This is a genomic window from Kurthia sibirica, assembly GCF_003143975.1.
In the GTDB taxonomy this organism is placed as follows: Bacteria; Bacillota; Bacilli; order Bacillales_A; family Planococcaceae; genus Kurthia; species Kurthia sibirica.
Genome location: NZ_QFVR01000007.1, coordinates 87,185 through 103,820, shown reverse-complemented (window position 1 = coordinate 103,820; position 16,636 = coordinate 87,185). Strand labels below are relative to the sequence as shown.

Here is a 16,636-nt window from a genome sequence, read left to right as displayed (position 1 = left end):
TACGATGGAAAAGGAAGAAATTTGTATGAAAAAATGGAGAAACAGTATTCAATCCAAAATTACTTTAGGTTATGGAATCATCATCCTATCAGTCTTTGTATCGTTTATTGCCGTTAATTTTCAGCTACAGAAACTTCAGTCAGAGCGGATTACCATTGTGGATCAGGGCCTCAAAATTCAAATGTTAACGAATCGTATGGAACAAAGTGTGTACGAGATGGAAATTAGTCAACATGCGTCGTTTATTACTGATGAAAAAAAATATATGAATACTTACGATAGAGCATTAAGGCAATGGCAAGAAACGTATAATATACTCAATCCTCTACTAAACAAAAGACCCGAGCAACTAAAGCAACTATTGGCTATTCAGCAGAATTTGGATTTATGGATTATGCGTATGAAAGAACATATGAAAGAGCCCGTGATTGGAGATCATATGCACCGATCAATCGAAGAAGAGCGTATGAAAGAAATGACTGCATTACACAATCAATTTGAAAACTTTCGTCTTGTAGAAAATTTAACAATGGAGCAGGAAGCAGAATTGTTAAATGAACAAAATGCAAAACTATCATCATTTCTATTCATCGCCATATTTGGTGTTTCAATGCTTGCCTTCCTTTTAGCAAAAATTGTATCATCAGCTATTACAAGTACATTAAATCATGTAACACAAACGATTCAAAAGCTAGCAATATCACAAGGTGAGTTTGAAGAACGTATCGCAATCTCCTCAAATGATGAAGTGAAGGACCTTGCCATTGCAACCAATCATCTCTTAGATAATATGGAACAAAGGGAATGGCTTCAAAGTCATCTCAATACAGTCGTGTCCGCTTATCAAGGTGTGACTTCAATCATGTCATTAGCAGAAATCTTCCTAGCAGAAATTTCAGTAGTAATCGGTGCCTCCCATGGCGTATTTTATGTAAGAAGTGATGAACAGTTTTTTCATAAAAAAGCTTCCTTCGCAGATGGACAGGATAGTTTTGGCTGTGCTTCTTTTAAAGTAGGTGAAGGATTGATTGGTCAGGTTGTTAAAAGTAGAAAGCTCTATAAATCAGATGAAATGACAAAAAATCACCCATTTTTTACGACGGATCTGGATGAACGACAGCTGACTACCTTATTAATTGTACCCATTTTACATGATGGCAAAGTGATTGCTGTTGCTGAATTTGCGACAATGAAAGAGTTTAGTCCAATCGGTCAAGAGTTATTGATGCATGTGATGACTACGTTTGGTCTGACAATTGACAGTGTGATGCGTCGTCGAGAAATTGTGAAATTATTAAATGAATCAAGGCGTTTGACGATGGAGTTACAGGTGAAGTCTGAAAAAATGCGCGAGCAGTCGATGGAGTTACGCGTAAAATCGCTGGAATTAACGGAGATGAATATAAAACTAGAAGCACGAACTCTTGATGCAGAGGCAAAATCGAGAGAGTTGGAGTTGGCAAAGCAAGATGTTGAATTGAAATCACGTGAAATTCTACAAAGTGCACAATATAAAGCAGAGTTTTTAGCGAATATTTCACATGAATTACGTACGCCACTAAATAGTATTTTACTACTATCAGAAATGATGAAGGAAAATGCTGATGTTACAATTAGTGCTGAAGAAGTAGAATTTGCGACGATTATTCATTCATCTGGTCAGGACCTCCTCTGGTTAATCAATGATATTTTAGATCTGTCAAAAATTGGTGCGGGTAAAGTGCATATTGAGTTTTCCGAAGTGAATATAAATGCTATGCCAGAGCTTTTAAATTTAGCTTTTCATCATCATGCAAAAAAAGGTGAGTTGGAGTTTACGATTGTGATCGAAGAGGATGTACCAACAGTTTTTTGCACGGATGAGATGAGATTACATCAAATAGTAAAAAATCTACTATCGAACGCTTTTAAATTTACGGAAAAAGGCGCGATTCGTGTCATGATTCGTAAGGTAAAGGCACTATCGGCAGAGATGGCAGAAACAAGTGATACCTGGCTAGCAATTGAAGTGGAAGATACAGGAATTGGTATCCCGATAGAAAAACAGGACCTAATTTTTGAGTCATTTCAACAAGCCGATGGAGCAACTGTTAGAAAATATGGTGGTACGGGGTTAGGTTTGGCTATTTGTAAGGAATTCACAAAATTACTAGGTGGTTTTATAAAACTCCACAGTGAAGTAGGTAAAGGAAGTTGTTTTACGGTTGTACTACCAAGCGCTAAAAATGATAGTGTTCATATGGTTGAAGAATCCATTCATTCAAAGGATTATGCTATTGAATTTGAGGCGGATTTTGATACAAAACGAGTATTAATTGTAGGTGATAACTATCAAAACATTTTTGTTCTACGACGTATTTTGGAAAATTCGGGTGTTATTATTACAGTAGCCGAAAATGGGCGGCAAGCAGTAGAGGCTTTGCAGAAAACGATAGGATTTGATTTGGTTTTCATGGAAATCATGATGCCGGTTATGGATGGTTATGATGCCATGCGAAGAATTCGACAAAATTTACAGCTTCAGCAATTACCCATCATAGCGATAACCGCACATGCTATTGAGGCAGAACGTAATCGATGTATTCAAGCTGGTGCGTCAGACTATATTAGCAAACCATTGAGTGCACAAAAAATTAAGGAGGTTCTGCATAATTGGATTGTAACAGATGCACCGTTATTATAGGCATGGGCATGCGATCTATGACTATTTTTAAAAAGCTATATAAAAGAAGCTGAATTACAAGTAGAAGTGTACCTGTAGTTCAGCTTTTTTGTTTTATAGTTGAATTAAGATGACACACATATCGTCTGACTGTTGCGACTGTTTATGTTTTGGTAGTATTTCATCAAAAATATGATTGGAAAAATGCCAATGTTTTGATGCCAAAAGCTGCAATTTCCTTTCGGCTACAAATTCATTTGTATGAAGTGCTTCAATGACACCATCTGTAAATAATACGATTTGTAAAGAATGATCATAATTGAAACTAGTTTTTTGACAGTGTAAGTGATCAAAAAAACCGACAGCAGTAGCATTTGATTGTAATGGTATTGTTGTTTTGTCATCAATACTAATATAACATGTAGGATGCCCTGCGTTGATATATTCAACGGTCTTTTGATCGGTATCTATTAACAAATAAATCCCCGTAAAATAAAAGGGAATATCCTCATTATTTGTTGGGAGGAGTAACATATGGCGATTGAGCTCCTGCATAACCATTTCAGGCTCAATCATCGTTTTAATGGCGTCACGTAATACAGAAGACATGTACATACAAACGAGTGAGGCTGAAATACCATGTCCCATCATGTCGATTAATAGCACACCGTAACGATGTGCATCGATTTTATACCAATAATATAGATCACCGGCGAGTTTGGCAGATGGTTGATAGGATACAGCAATCCGTAGTTGATCATTTTGAAAAGGTTCACTCAGTAAGTTTTGCTGAACTTTTGCTGCAAGGGTCAATTCTTGTTGGATTTGTCGGTCATACTCGGTGTGCCAATCCAACTCTTTTTTTAAACGTAGTGCTGCACGTATGCGAGCAAGTAATTCTGTTTTATGGAGCGGTTTTGAAATATAATCATTGCCACCAATATCAAGTGCCTCTGCTAAACGCTTTTTGTCTTCTAATGCGGTAACGAAAATAATTTGAATGTTTTTAAACTGTTCATCAGCTCGAATGCTCTTACATGCTTCTATTCCGTCCATTTCAGGCATCATTATATCCAATAAAATAAGATCTACTTCAGCAGCTTGTGAGGGTTTCTGCAGATAGCATAATAATGCTTTTGCCGATGTGAGTGATACAAAATCATTATGACCTGAATTCGATAAAAGTTTTTCAAGTGTGAATAAATTTATTTCATTGTCATCGCCTTCCTTTTACAAAAGTAAAAATTGAGGGTGAAGAGTCCTTGGTCCACTAGTGAACTGCCCAGATTATCATGTTGAAATGGTCAATATAGCTAGTCTAAAATAAAGTGTTGATCCGTCAAAATGTGAAGAGCTATTTGTTTTTTTATGTAGCAGAAAAATGCGCTTGCATTAGTGATTACTTTCCGTCTATAGTGAATGCTAGAAGGGGTGGTTTCATGTTAAAAAAAATAATATTTGCTATTTTAGGTATTGTGATTGTCTTTGCGGGGGTGACATTATATTTTACAATGTCAGCAAAAACGAAACAGCCAAAAGCACAACAGCAAAATTTTAAAATTGATGAAGACAAGGCGATTAAAAATTTATCGACAGCCGTTACATTCAAAACGATTTCACAAGAGAAAGAGAAGGACATTAACTACGAATATTTTAAAGAATTTCAACAATTTTTAAAAGATACATATCCAGAAATATATAAACAGCTCGAATATAAAGAAATTAATGATTATAGTATGATATTTAAATGGTCGGGGAAAGATTCCTCAAAAAAACCAATTGGTCTAACTAGTCATTATGATGTCGTACCAGTTGCTAAGGGAACTGAAGTGAAATGGCAGGAAGATGCTTTTAGTGGTGCTGTTGACGAAAAGTATATTTGGGGTCGTGGAACGCTAGATGATAAAGTAGGTGTGATTGGGACATTAGAAGCAGTCGATTACTTATTGAAAGAAGGCTTTGTACCACCGCAAGATCTCTATCTATTCTTTGGGCATGATGAAGAAAATGGTGGCGATGCCGGTGCAGCAGAAATAACGAAGTATTTTAAAAATAATATGATTCAATTTGAATACATTATGGATGAAGGCGGGGCCATCGTCAATAATATGGTACCGGGTGTAGAAGACCCTGTGGGTGTAATCGGTGTAGCAGAAAAAGGTTCCGCTACTATTATGTTGTCGGTAGAAGGCAGTGGGGGCCATTCTTCTCAACCAAAAAACAAAACGACAATTGGTCGTTTATCAGCCGCTATTGCTGCACTAGAGGAACAACAATTTACTGCTTCAATTGCGGGTCCGACGAAGGAACTTTTCGAATATACAGCGCCCGAAATGTCATTTGGCTATAAATATGTTTTTGAAAATCAATGGCTATTTAAACCAATTATTAAAAAGATTTTACTAGGTAAGCCAGCGACTGCAGCTGTGACCCGTACGACAATTGCACCAACCATTTTTAAAGCAGGAGATAAAGGTAATATCTTGCCGGAATTTGCTGAGGCTCAGATTAATATACGCGTGATGCCGGGTGATACATTTAATAGCTTAAAAAAACAAGTCAACGCTATTATTGATGACAAGCATGTGAAAGTGACCATTACAGGAAATGAAGCATCGGCTGTATCTTCTTCGACAAGTCGTGGTTTTAAAATGATTCAGCAGGCAGCAATCAATACTAATGATCAAACAATTATTGCACCCTATATAATGATTGGTGCATCAGACTCAAAACATTATAGTAAAATTAGTGATGATGCATATCGTTTCTTGCCTATTGAAATGGAAGATGATGGTTTAGAGCGTATGCATGGAACGAATGAGCGTGTAGAAAAAGTTGCTTATATGAAAGCAATACAGTTTTACATCGACTTAATGAAGCAATAAAAAAAGGAGAGGAAATTGTTTTCAAATTTCTTCTCCTCTTTTTTATTTACGGCGAATAAAAGTCATATGTCGACCATCTGCGCGATTTTGACGATAGGAAAAACCATCATCATGAAGAAAAGTGCATGTTGCATCAACTGTAATTTGAGTGCTTGGTACACCAGCACGTTCAAATTGTCTTTTGACGACCAACTGATTATCGATATGATATTTGTCTGTTTCTTCCTTATAATACATAAAGGGTTCTGCATAGCCTAATGCCTCGAATTTTTCAAATACATCATAATCAACTTCGAACTTGTCTTGGCTTAATGCACGACCTAGATGAACGTGTAGTAGCTGTGGGTCTATTTGTTCAATCGTAATTAGATGGTGCATAACAGCACTGCTAATCTCTTGAATCGTCCCTTGCCAACCGGAATGAATGACACCGATTAATCCACGAGATGGTTCATGAAAAATGACTGGTACACAATCGGCAGTGAATATGCCAAGCATTATATTTTTTTCAAATGTATAAAGTGCATCGGTGTCGGCGATGGCATCTTTCACAGATAATGCGCCTCGCCCCTTATCCGTATCGACTACTTTATATATTGTGGCACTGTGAGTTTGGTTTGCAACGACAAGTTGCTGAAGGTCAATCTGTAGTGATTTTGCTAAACGCTGCCTATTCATTAGTACTTCTTGTGGAAGGTCACAGCAATGTAAAGCCATATTATTATTGTCTGGAATTTGTTCATTCTTTAATGTAATACCAGCCTGTATAAAATCATGATCTATATATAGTTTAGTTGTCATTGGATTCACCCCTTCTCTATAAAATACGTGATTTCTTGTAAATTGAACAGTAAAAAAAGGGCGACCATAAAAAAGTAATTTCTTACTTTTGGGTCGTCCCTTCATTTGACTGTATTATTTTGTGTAGTTATCGAAATAACCTTGGATATAGATCATCGGTGTTCCTTTATCGCCAGAACCAGATGTTAAATCAGATAGTGAACCAATTAAGTCTGTCAGACGACGAGGTGTCGTCCCTTGAGCAGCCATATGACCAGTTAAATCGGCATCTTTATTATTAATGTATTGTTTTATTGCTACTTGTAGCGCATCACCACGTAAATCTGCAAAATCATTGTCAGCTAAATATTTTAGCTTGATTTCATTTGGTGTACCTTCAAGACCAACTGTGTATGCTGGAGAGACGACAGGGTCAGCAAGTTCCCAAATTTGACCTACTGGATCTTTGAATGCACCATCACCGTAAATCATTACTTCGACTGTTTTACCAGTAGCAGCTTTGATGGCAGCTTGAATGCCGTCAACAACAGGTTGGCAATCACGAGGGAATAATTTGACGCTATCTTCAGTTGATTTGTTTGAGCCAAGAAGGCCAAAATCTTCATTGAAGCCACTACCGTTTACTGGTGTGTTTAAAATATCAGCTAAAGTGAATACTTTTTCAGCACCTGCAGCTTGCAAGTTGCGCACTGTACGATGACGTGAATGGATATCACAAGTTAATACAGATTTCGTATAGTTAAGAATTGATTTTGGATTGTTAGAGAAAATTACTTCCACTTCAACGCCATATTCTTCGATTAATGATTTATAGTATGCGATATAGTCTACGCCAGTGAATGGGTGAACATTTTCACCAAAATGTTGGCGGAATTCATCTTCAGTTAGCGTGTCAGTCCAAGGGTTTACACCTTTTTCATCTAAGTCATCCAAGCTTACTAAGTGATTCCCTACTTCATCAGATGGGTAGCTTAGCATTAATACAGCTTTTTTAATGCCTTTTGCAATACCACGTAAGCAAATAGCAAAGCGATTACGGCTTAAAATGGGGAATATTATACCGACAGTATCGTCGCCAAATTTTGCTGAAACATCTGTTGCAATGGCATCGATTGAAGCATAGTTACCTTGAGCGCGTGCTACGACAGATTCCGTAACTGTGACAACATCTTGATCAGCAATGTTAAAACCTTCAATAGTTGAAGCGTTTAAAACAGTATCAACGACGATTTGTGCGATGTCATCTCCCTTATTAATAATCGGACCACGAAGTCCACGTGCTACAGTTCCTACTACTCTTTCCAAAATAATCTCTCCTCATATTTAAAGCATTAGTATATAAATAACTATACTTTGTACTAATGTATAAGTAAAATTAATATATATAATAGTATATATAAGGAGTGCTTATATGGTTGTGAAGTTAGATTATTATCGAATTTTTTTACAAGTGGGTAAAAGTGAAAGTTTTTCTAAGGCTGCAAAATCGTTGTATATGACACAGCCAGCAATTAGCCAAGCAATTGCGCATCTTGAGACAGAATTGGGTAGTCGCTTATTCAATCGCACGACAAAAGGTGTTAATTTAACAGATGAGGGAAATATTCTTTTTGGTCATGTGAAATCAGCTTTGGAGCTTATCGAAGTGGGCGAAAATAAATTGCTGGAATTTAAACATTTAACTTTAGGGGAATTGAAAATTGGTGTGGGTGACACGATTTCAAAATATTATTTATTGCCGTATTTAGAGGATTTTAGAAATCGTTTTCCCAATATTCATTTTAAAATTGTCAATGGAACAACGACGGAATTGACGACACAAGTTAAATCGGGGGCAATTGATATTGCTGTGTGTAATTTGCCGTTGGATGATCACGCATTAACCATTCATAAAATTAAAGAAATTCATGATATTTTTGTTTGTGGTATCAAATATAAACCCTTAATCACACAACCACTCAGTTATGATCGGCTTGTCAAACTACCACTCATTATGCTAGAACGCCTTTCTAATTCACGCAATTATGTAGAAGATTTTTTAAATGAACAAGGAATTCGTATCGCACCAGAACTTGAATTGGGTTCACACGATTTACTCATTGAGTTTGCAAAAAGTAATTTGGGTGTAGCTTGTGTAATAAAGGAATTTTCTTATGAATATTTAACGCGTGGTACACTATTTGAAATACCACTTGAAATCGTAATACCACCGCGTTTCATTGGTGTATGTTATCTTGAAAATGTACCGCTTACACCATCATCTACACGATTTGTACAAATGCTTCTATCGAAATAATGCGTTATACTATAAATATGAAAAAAGAGTGAGGTAGAGGAATGAATAAATTTACGGACTACGGTCTAGAAGAAACAATTATTGATGCAGTAAAGGATTTAGGCTATGAACAACCAACAGCGATACAAGAACTTGTATTGCCACAAGTATTAGCTGGTCAGGACGTATTAGCTAAATCACAAACAGGTAGTGGTAAAACAGCAGCATATGCAATTCCAATCTCGAATAATATTGATTGGACTGAAAACAAACCACAGGCATTAATCTTAACACCGACGCGCGAGTTAGCAGTTCAAGTTATGGAGGATTTCACAAATATTGGTCGTTATAAGCGTATTAAAGCAGTTGCGATATACGGTAAACAACCGATTAAATTCCAAATTGCTGCACTTCGCCAAAAAACACATATTGTCGCAGGAACACCAGGACGTGTCATGGATCATATTGAAAGAGAAACGATTAATTTTGATAAAATTCAGTATTTAGTAATCGATGAAGCAGATGAAATGCTAAATATGGGCTTTATTGAGCAAGTAGAAAAAATTATTAAAAAATTACCAACAGATCGTAAAACATTGTTGTTTTCGGCGACTTTTCCTGAAGCGATTAAACGTTTAGCTAAAAAATATATGATCGAACCTGTATTGTTAGAGGCAGCAGGCAATCAATCGAAGGTATCGACAATTCGTCATGAAGTAATTGAAGTACCTGAAGAAATGAAATATGACACATTTAGAAAAGTAACAACAGCCGAAAATCCGGATAGTTGTATTGTTTTCTGTCGCACGAAAGACCAAGTTGCTAAGGTCTGTGATAATTTGACAGAGGATGGTTATAGCGTTGATATGTTGCATGGCGGCATGACACAAGATGATCGTCTTGCTGTCATGAATGATTTCCGTAAAGGTGACTTCCGTTATTTAGTAGCAACTGATGTAGCGGCACGTGGTATCGATATTGACCATATTACGATGGTTGTACAATATGATTTACCACTTGAAAAAGAGAGCTATGTCCATCGTGCAGGCCGTACGGGTCGTGCCGGTAAAGAAGGCAAAGTAATTACCTTCGTCACACCATATGAAGGCAAATTCCTTCATAGTATTGAAGAATTTATAGGGTTTAAAATCAATCGTGTAAATCTGCCAACTTCTGAGCAAGTTGCATTGAATATTGAAGCATTCAAGAAAAAAATGGCCACTTTACCAGAGCGTAAAATTGCCAAAAAAGATCAATTAAATGACCATATTACAAAACTCTACTTTAATGGTGGGAAAAAGAAAAAAATCCGCGCAATTGATTTTGTTGGAACATTAACGAATATTGATGGTATTGATGGTCAGGACATCGGGATTATTACAATCCAAGATTCTTGCACATTTATCGAGATTTTAAATGATAAAGGTCACATCGTCTTAAAAGCGATGCAAAATAAAACAGTTAAAAACAAACAATTAAAAGTTCATATTGCTAAAAAATAAAAAGTTGTAACTTTTATGTGATTTTGCCGTATGAAAAATAGACCGAAATAGATAGCTAATACAATAAGAAAATAAATCAACATGTATTTTTGCATAATTTTACATGATTGACTGATTTTTCTAAGGTTGTGTTAGCTATTTTTGTTTGCTATATTTTTAAATGATAATGATAATTATTTTCATTTAAAACAATTGGAGGTTATTTTTTATGCGCAGGCGTTTATATAGTGCAGTATTTTTATCTTCTGTATTAATGTTATCAGCATGTAATGGACAAGCAAAGGAAGGCGATCATACAACAACAAAGGTTGAAACAGCCGGAAGTGATACGACCAAAAATGAAGCGGTAATGACAAAAAAGGTGAAAAACCTCGTGAATACTTTCCCGCAACAACCCGCCAAAAAAATTGTTACAACGTCTGTGACGATTGCAGAAATGCTGGATATTTTACATATTACACCGGTAGGCTTACCGACAACAGCACATACTTTACCAACAGGTTTTGAAACAGTTGAAAAAATTGGTACGGCCGTGGAACCGGATATTGAGAGAATCGTGAGCTTAAGTCCAGATTTAGTTATAGGACCTGATTCAATTCATACGAGCTTGAATAAAAAAATGGCCAATACTAAAATTCCAGCAGCTTATTTACCGACAGATTCTTATAATGATTTGAAAGAATCATTTAAAGCATTGGCAATTGCACAAGGACAAGAACAGCTTGCGACGACCTATTTAGAGAAATTAGAAAAGCAAGAGCAGAAAATTATTGCGTCACATGATGTATCAATGAAAAAAGTGATGATTATATTTGGATCTGGAGAATCCTTTATGCTGATGAATACGACAACATATGTTGGCAGTTTAGTCGAGAAGCTAGGTGCGACAAACATCGTAGCGCAGGCAACAAAATCCAAAGAAGCCTATGTGCCGATGAATATGGAGGATGTTGTTGCAACAAATCCAGATAGTATTTTACTGGTATCTCATGGCGATGCAGAGGTAGCATTAAAACAGTTTAAAACAGAAGTGAAAAAAAATGGCGCATGGAATACTTTAAGTGCGTTTAAAACAGATCAAGTAGCAGCGCTCGATTATAAGGTTTTTGGTTATTCTTCCATCGTCAAAGCCCCACAGGGCCTAGCTGCATTACAAGAAATTTTTATGAAGTAAGGTGTGCATAAATGAACAGTACACCTAACAAAAAGTATCGTATTATCCTAACGGGGATTATTTTAGTCATAATGCTTATCCTAGCAATTGGTATTGGAAGTGTGACACTTACACCGCTTGAAACGCTCAAAACACTTTTTGGTCATGGAGAGGCAATGTCTCACACGATTGTTTGGGATTTGCGTGTACCACGTGTTCTCATCGCAGCAATTGTCGGAGTTAACTTAGCTATTTCCGGCGCCTTATTGCAATCAGTTATGCGCAACCCATTAGCTGACCCGGGGTTGACAGGTGTATCGAGTGGCGCATCTGTTGCTGTATTACTCATCATGCTTGTGTTACCTAATTTAGGGAATTGGATTCCGTTAGCAGCACTGGGTGGCGGCATTATAGCCGTAACGATTGTTTACGCATTAGCATGGAAGAAAAATGGTATCTCGCCAGTACGTATCATTTTAGCTGGCGTTGCTGTCAATGCTATTTTTGGTGGAATTACAGGTTTATTGTCCATTCTATACAGTGATAAATTGCCATCTGCATTGCAATGGATGAACGGTAGTCTATCAGGAAAGGGCATGGGAGACGTTACCTCACTTTTACCCTACTCGATGGTGGGTTGGATATTCGCATTATTTTGCATTCGTTCAGCTAATTTACTTGCACTAGGGGAGAAGGTGGCTGTCAATCTTGGCCAAAATACAACGACAATACGGGTATTATTATCGTTTGTTGCAGTGTATTTAGCAGCAATATCAGTTGCAATCGTTGGTCTATTAGGTTTTGTTGGTCTTGTTGTCCCACATATGGCACGTCTCATTGTTGGTTCAAACTACCGTTTACTCATGCCGATGAGTATGGTCTTAGGGGCTGTCGTACTACTGATTGCAGATACCATTGGACGCTCGCTTTTTGCACCGTTAGATATTCCCGCGGGTATCGTTATGGCGATGGTCGGCGGTCCATATTTCTTATACTTAATGAGAAAAGGAGATATGTAGGATGTTACGAATCAATGAATTGTCCATCACAATTGAACAACAGCAAATTATTAAAGGATTGTCATTCGTCATTCAACCTGGAGAGATTGTCTCCATTATCGGTCCAAACGGCTCTGGAAAATCAACGGCACTTAAAGCGATTTCTCGCATGATTTCTCCTGGTGAAAATACTGTTTTCATAGAAGGGATGGACTTGCTACATTTGAAGTCCAAAGAAATATCACAACGTATGAGCGTGTTATTTCAATCCAATGATTCACCGACAGATTTAACGGTTGAAGAATTGATTGAATATGGTCGAACTCCCCATAAAAAATGGTATGAGCGATTGAATGACGAAGATTATGACATGATTGATTGGGCGATTGAAAAAACAAATTTAGTAACATATAGGAAGCGTCAAGTAGCTTCCTTATCGGGAGGAGAAGCCCAACGTGCATGGATTGCTATGTCTTTAGCGCAGCGTCCTAAAATTTTACTACTTGATGAACCAACGACGTATTTAGATATTGCACATCAGTTGCAATTACTCGAGTTAATTCATTCTGTTAATCGAGAGTTGGGTATGACGATTGTGATGGTATTACATGATTTGAATCAAGCAAGTATTTATAGCGATAAAATTTGTGTTATTCATGAAGGTCAAATGGTGAAGTATGGAACGTCAGATGAAGTAATGACCAAGGAATTACTTCGACAAGTATATAAGGTGGATTGTGATATCGATCGTCATTTTAAACATAGTAAACCACGTATCAATTTAATCGGAATTGCAGAATAGGAGGACTATAACAATGAAAAAAATAGACATAGTACAGCGACAAAAAGATTGCAATACTTTACTTACAGAAGCTAAAACAATGATGATCAGTAGCTTAGACGAACAGGGCGAACCTTTTTTAAGCTATTCACCCTTCATCTTTAGTGACGGCAAATTTTATATTTATATTAGTAAAATTTCCGAGCATTATGGTTATATTGTTGCGCATCCACAAGTAACCATTATGGCATTACGAGACGAAGAAGCATCGCCGAATCTTTTTGCACGTGAACGTTTACGTTATAGCTGTCGAGCAGAGATTGTTGCAGAGGCAAAGCATGAACATATATTTCAGCAATTTAATGAACAACATGGCAAAGCAATGCTAGATGTATTACGAGGATTAGATTTTTCGCTCTTTGCGTTGACACCAACAGAGGGGCGTTATGTGGTTGGTTTTGGTTTAGCATTTGATTTACATATAGCGGATGAATCATTCACGCATGTCGTCATTGCTCAAGCTACAAAATAATAAATCAGCATCAAAGGACAAATAGGTTCTTTGATGTTTTTGTTTACAAGATAAAATCGATTTGATATAATCCCTATAAGATAACTAGGTTATGGAGGGTGATGAAGCATGAATACAAATAGTTTTTTTAGAACGACCATGGCTGCAGATTATACGACAAAGAAGTTTTTTGAGAAGGTTGCTTCTGATATAAATATGCAGCTAAAACAATGGGATGAATATACGATAATCGATGTGAAATTATGGCGTTCATATACCATAGCAATTATTCATGGTGGGAAAAATTATCGTGTTGTATTATCAAAAAATGAAGTAGATATTTTACGTCATACACATCCTTATGCAGTCGATCAAAAAATTTGGCATGCCTTACATCATCAAGGCCTATCATTACAAAAATCAGAGGGTAACTATTTTTCGAAGGTTTGGCAAAAATCAGTATTACATTATAATATCTCTTGAAAATTGACCACTCTTTCATGCTATGAGTAAAATAAATATACAAATGACGAAGGAGTGTTGAATATGGCAGTGAATGCTTATTTAATATTTGATGGGAATTGTAAGGAAGCTATGGCATTTTATGCACAGGTTTTTGATTCTGAAATAACGGAGCTTAAAACATTTGGTGAAGCGGGGGTCCCTAACTTATCAGAACAGCAAAAAGAGTTGATTTTACATGGTCGTGTGATGGTGGCAGGGGCTGATCTTATGTTCTCGGACAATAACCCTGCATTCCCTTATATTGTAGGTAATAATATTACTTTGGCAGTCATAACGCCTGATGAAGCCTATATTCGCTCTAGTTTTGCTAAATTACAAGTTGGCGGAAAAGTTCATATGGAGTTACAAAAAACGTTTTGGAGCGACTGCTATGGCAATGTAGCGGATCGTTTTGGTGTTGAGTGGCAACTTAGCAAAGAGTAGTTGTCATACGTTATTCCAAGTTAGATACACAAAAAATGTAATAAAAAACAGCAGTGCAATCGTGAAGGATTGCACTGCTGTTTTGTGTTTCTCTTAAAGTTTAAATTGACGAATAATCGCATTGACATGCTCAGACATTGCTAATAATTCTTGTGCTGTAGAGGACATATTCTCCATAGATGATAATGATTCTTCTGTTGAAGCAGAAACCTGTTCAGACGATGCAGCATTATCTTTTGCTATATCAGAGAGCATTTGTACATTCGTTGAAACTTCATGAATCGTCGCTGCCATCTCTTCAGAGGTAGCGGACATATTTTCCATGCGTGGGGTGATGTCTTTCATACTTGTGATAATCGCTGCAAACTTATCAGCTGTTTCAGTAGCAATAGCAGTCCCTTGCTGAACGCATGAAATTGTATTTTTCATAATTTCAACAGTAGCACCTGTATCTTGTTGTACGGCAGCAATTAGATCGTCGATTTGACGTGCTGATTGCTGCGAACTTTCTGCAAGCTTGCGCACTTCTTCTGCAACGACAGCAAAACCTTTCCCATGCTCACCTGCTCTAGCTGCTTCAATAGACGCATTTAATGCGAGCAAATTCGTTTGATCAGCGATAGTGCGAATCATTTCTAAAATTGTTCCTATTTCCTTTGTACGATCATACAAACCACGTATTTTTTGGTCGGTATTATTCACAGCCTCGTGAATGGAACGCATTTGTAAAACGGTATGATCAATTGCTTTACCGCCATCCAGTGCTTGTTCTCGTGCTGTTTGTGATAATACAGTTACTTTAGAAGCATCATTTGCAATGCCAGAAACACCTTGTGCCATCTCATCGATGGCTTGGTTCGATTGATCGATATTCGTCATTTGAGTCTCAGTACCAACAGTTACATGCTCCATAGCGGAGGTGATTTGTTGAGAGGCAGCAATATTCTGCTCCGCACTTGAGGCTAATAATTGTGCAGATGCTTGCACGGTTGTTGTAGCATCCTTCATATTACGTAACACATCTGCTAAATTATTTTTCATCTGATCAAATGCTTGTGCCAGATCACCAATTTCATCAGTCGAGTGAATGGTGATCGGTACAGTTAAGTTGCCGTTACTAATTTCGATGGCATGATCACGTAAACGTTTAAGTGGTGTAATAATTGCACGTATGACAATAAGAACGACAACACTACCGACAAGTAAAGAAATAATAATTAGAATAATATTTGTTTGTAATGTTTTATTGGCGATTGCTTGTCCTTCAGATTTATACGTAACACCAATTAAATGCCAATCCGTACTATTATTTGTAATAGCAGATGTATAAAATTTTTCATCTTCAATCGTTGCTTCACGATTAGATGATAGTATTTTTTTTAAGTTTTCTGGAGCAGACGAGCCGGCATCGGAATGAGGGTGTGAAATATAGTTACCAGCTTTATCAACGATGCTAATATATCCTTTTTTTCCGATTTTCACTTCGTTAGCAAGAGTGTCAAATTGTTGTAATGACATATCAATACCAATAATACCGGATGAATCAGAAAGTTTTTTTGAAATGGTAATGGTTAGGTCACCAGTATCTTCAGAGATATACGGATCTGAAATAGAATAGCTATCTGAAGCGAAGGCACCTTTATACCAAGGACGTGTTGTTGGATTGTAACTTTTATCGTAGATGAAGTAAGGCATGCGAATCATATCGCCTTCTGCCGTACCTACATAGGCGAGTTCAACATCTTTATGAGACGAAATATAATCGCCTAACACATTACGAATCACAGCATTTTTATTCATTTTTAACATGTCACGATCAATGCGCTCAGCTAAAAAATCGATTTCATGAATTTTTGAGGTAATGGCATTCGTAACATTGCTATTAAGTATATTAATACTCGTTTGAGCATACTGTTGTTGTTGGGTCATAATTTGCTTTTTAGCGCTATCATAGGATAACCAGCCAATTAATAAGGTAGGAATTAAAAGAATACCTAAAAAACTAAGAATTAATTTAAAACGGATGGACTTGTTCTTTTTCATTAGACTAACCTCACAATACAATTTTATAGTACATATGTAGTATCGGTTTATATAACTAAATTAATACTATAAAATGA

The 16,636-nt window shown here is 36.8% G+C and carries 14 protein-coding genes; 10 read left to right on the top strand and 4 right to left on the bottom strand.

Going from position 1 to position 16,636, the window contains the following annotated elements; all coding sequences use genetic code 11:
- The first annotated feature begins 25 nt into the window (after positions 1–25).
- Positions 26–2,683, top strand: coding sequence for an ATP-binding protein (locus DEX24_RS07260; RefSeq protein WP_170112877.1), 2,658 nt, complete (start codon positions 26–28; stop codon positions 2,681–2,683).
- 93 nt (positions 2,684–2,776) lie between these two features.
- On the opposite strand, the gene DEX24_RS07255 is transcribed toward DEX24_RS07260, so the two are convergent.
- Positions 2,777–3,871, bottom strand: a complete 1,095-nt coding sequence (locus tag DEX24_RS07255; protein ID WP_109305753.1) for a PP2C family protein-serine/threonine phosphatase — start codon at positions 3,869–3,871, stop codon at positions 2,777–2,779.
- 230 nt (positions 3,872–4,101) lie between these two features.
- On the opposite strand from DEX24_RS07255, the gene DEX24_RS07250 reads away from it, so the two are divergent.
- Positions 4,102–5,547 (top strand): M20/M25/M40 family metallo-hydrolase, encoded by a 1,446-nt coding sequence (locus DEX24_RS07250; protein ID WP_109305752.1) that lies wholly within the window; start codon positions 4,102–4,104, stop codon positions 5,545–5,547.
- 42 nt (positions 5,548–5,589) lie between these two features.
- Here DEX24_RS07250 and pgeF read toward each other — a convergent pair whose 3' ends face one another.
- Together pgeF and DEX24_RS07240 are read right to left on the bottom strand one after the other, a co-directional pair.
- Positions 5,590–6,348 (bottom strand): peptidoglycan editing factor PgeF, encoded by a 759-nt coding sequence (pgeF, locus tag DEX24_RS07245; protein ID WP_109305751.1) that lies wholly within the window; start codon positions 6,346–6,348, stop codon positions 5,590–5,592.
- 114 nt (positions 6,349–6,462) lie between these two features.
- Complete coding sequence (locus DEX24_RS07240; protein WP_109305750.1) at positions 6,463–7,653, bottom strand: coenzyme F420-0:L-glutamate ligase; 1,191 nt, start codon at positions 7,651–7,653, stop codon at positions 6,463–6,465.
- Positions 7,654–7,759: 106 nt separating this feature from the next.
- On the opposite strand from DEX24_RS07240, the gene DEX24_RS07235 reads away from it, so the two are divergent.
- The 8 genes from DEX24_RS07235 (at position 7,760) to DEX24_RS07200 (ending at position 14,516) form a co-directional block, all read left to right on the top strand.
- Positions 7,760–8,644 carry a LysR family transcriptional regulator gene (locus tag DEX24_RS07235; protein ID WP_109305749.1) on the top strand — a complete coding sequence of 295 codons (885 nt, stop codon included), beginning with the start codon at positions 7,760–7,762 and terminating at the stop codon, positions 8,642–8,644.
- Positions 8,645–8,685: 41 nt separating this feature from the next.
- On the top strand, positions 8,686–10,125 hold the full coding sequence (locus DEX24_RS07230; RefSeq protein WP_109305748.1) for a DEAD/DEAH box helicase: 1,440 nt from the start codon (positions 8,686–8,688) through the stop codon (positions 10,123–10,125).
- Positions 10,126–10,333: 208 nt separating this feature from the next.
- Complete coding sequence (locus DEX24_RS07225; RefSeq protein ID WP_109305747.1) at positions 10,334–11,299, top strand: ABC transporter substrate-binding protein; 966 nt, start codon at positions 10,334–10,336, stop codon at positions 11,297–11,299.
- Positions 11,300–11,310: 11 nt separating this feature from the next.
- Complete coding sequence (locus DEX24_RS07220) at positions 11,311–12,297, top strand: FecCD family ABC transporter permease (protein WP_109305746.1); 987 nt, start codon at positions 11,311–11,313, stop codon at positions 12,295–12,297.
- A 1-nt stretch (position 12,298) separates the two neighbouring features.
- Complete coding sequence (locus DEX24_RS07215; protein WP_109305745.1) at positions 12,299–13,078, top strand: ABC transporter ATP-binding protein; 780 nt, start codon at positions 12,299–12,301, stop codon at positions 13,076–13,078.
- Positions 13,079–13,091: 13 nt separating this feature from the next.
- Positions 13,092–13,589, top strand: coding sequence for a HugZ family pyridoxamine 5'-phosphate oxidase (locus tag DEX24_RS07210; protein ID WP_109305744.1), 498 nt, complete (start codon positions 13,092–13,094; stop codon positions 13,587–13,589).
- Between the two features lie 108 nt (positions 13,590–13,697).
- Positions 13,698–14,051 (top strand): hypothetical protein, encoded by a 354-nt coding sequence (locus DEX24_RS07205; protein ID WP_109305743.1) that lies wholly within the window; start codon positions 13,698–13,700, stop codon positions 14,049–14,051.
- A 63-nt stretch (positions 14,052–14,114) separates the two neighbouring features.
- Positions 14,115–14,516, top strand: a complete 402-nt coding sequence (locus DEX24_RS07200) for a VOC family protein (RefSeq protein ID WP_109305742.1) — start codon at positions 14,115–14,117, stop codon at positions 14,514–14,516.
- A 93-nt stretch (positions 14,517–14,609) separates the two neighbouring features.
- Here DEX24_RS07200 and DEX24_RS07195 read toward each other — a convergent pair whose 3' ends face one another.
- Complete coding sequence (locus DEX24_RS07195) at positions 14,610–16,559, bottom strand: methyl-accepting chemotaxis protein (protein ID WP_109305741.1); 1,950 nt, start codon at positions 16,557–16,559, stop codon at positions 14,610–14,612.
- Between the last annotated feature and the right edge of the window lie 77 nt (positions 16,560–16,636).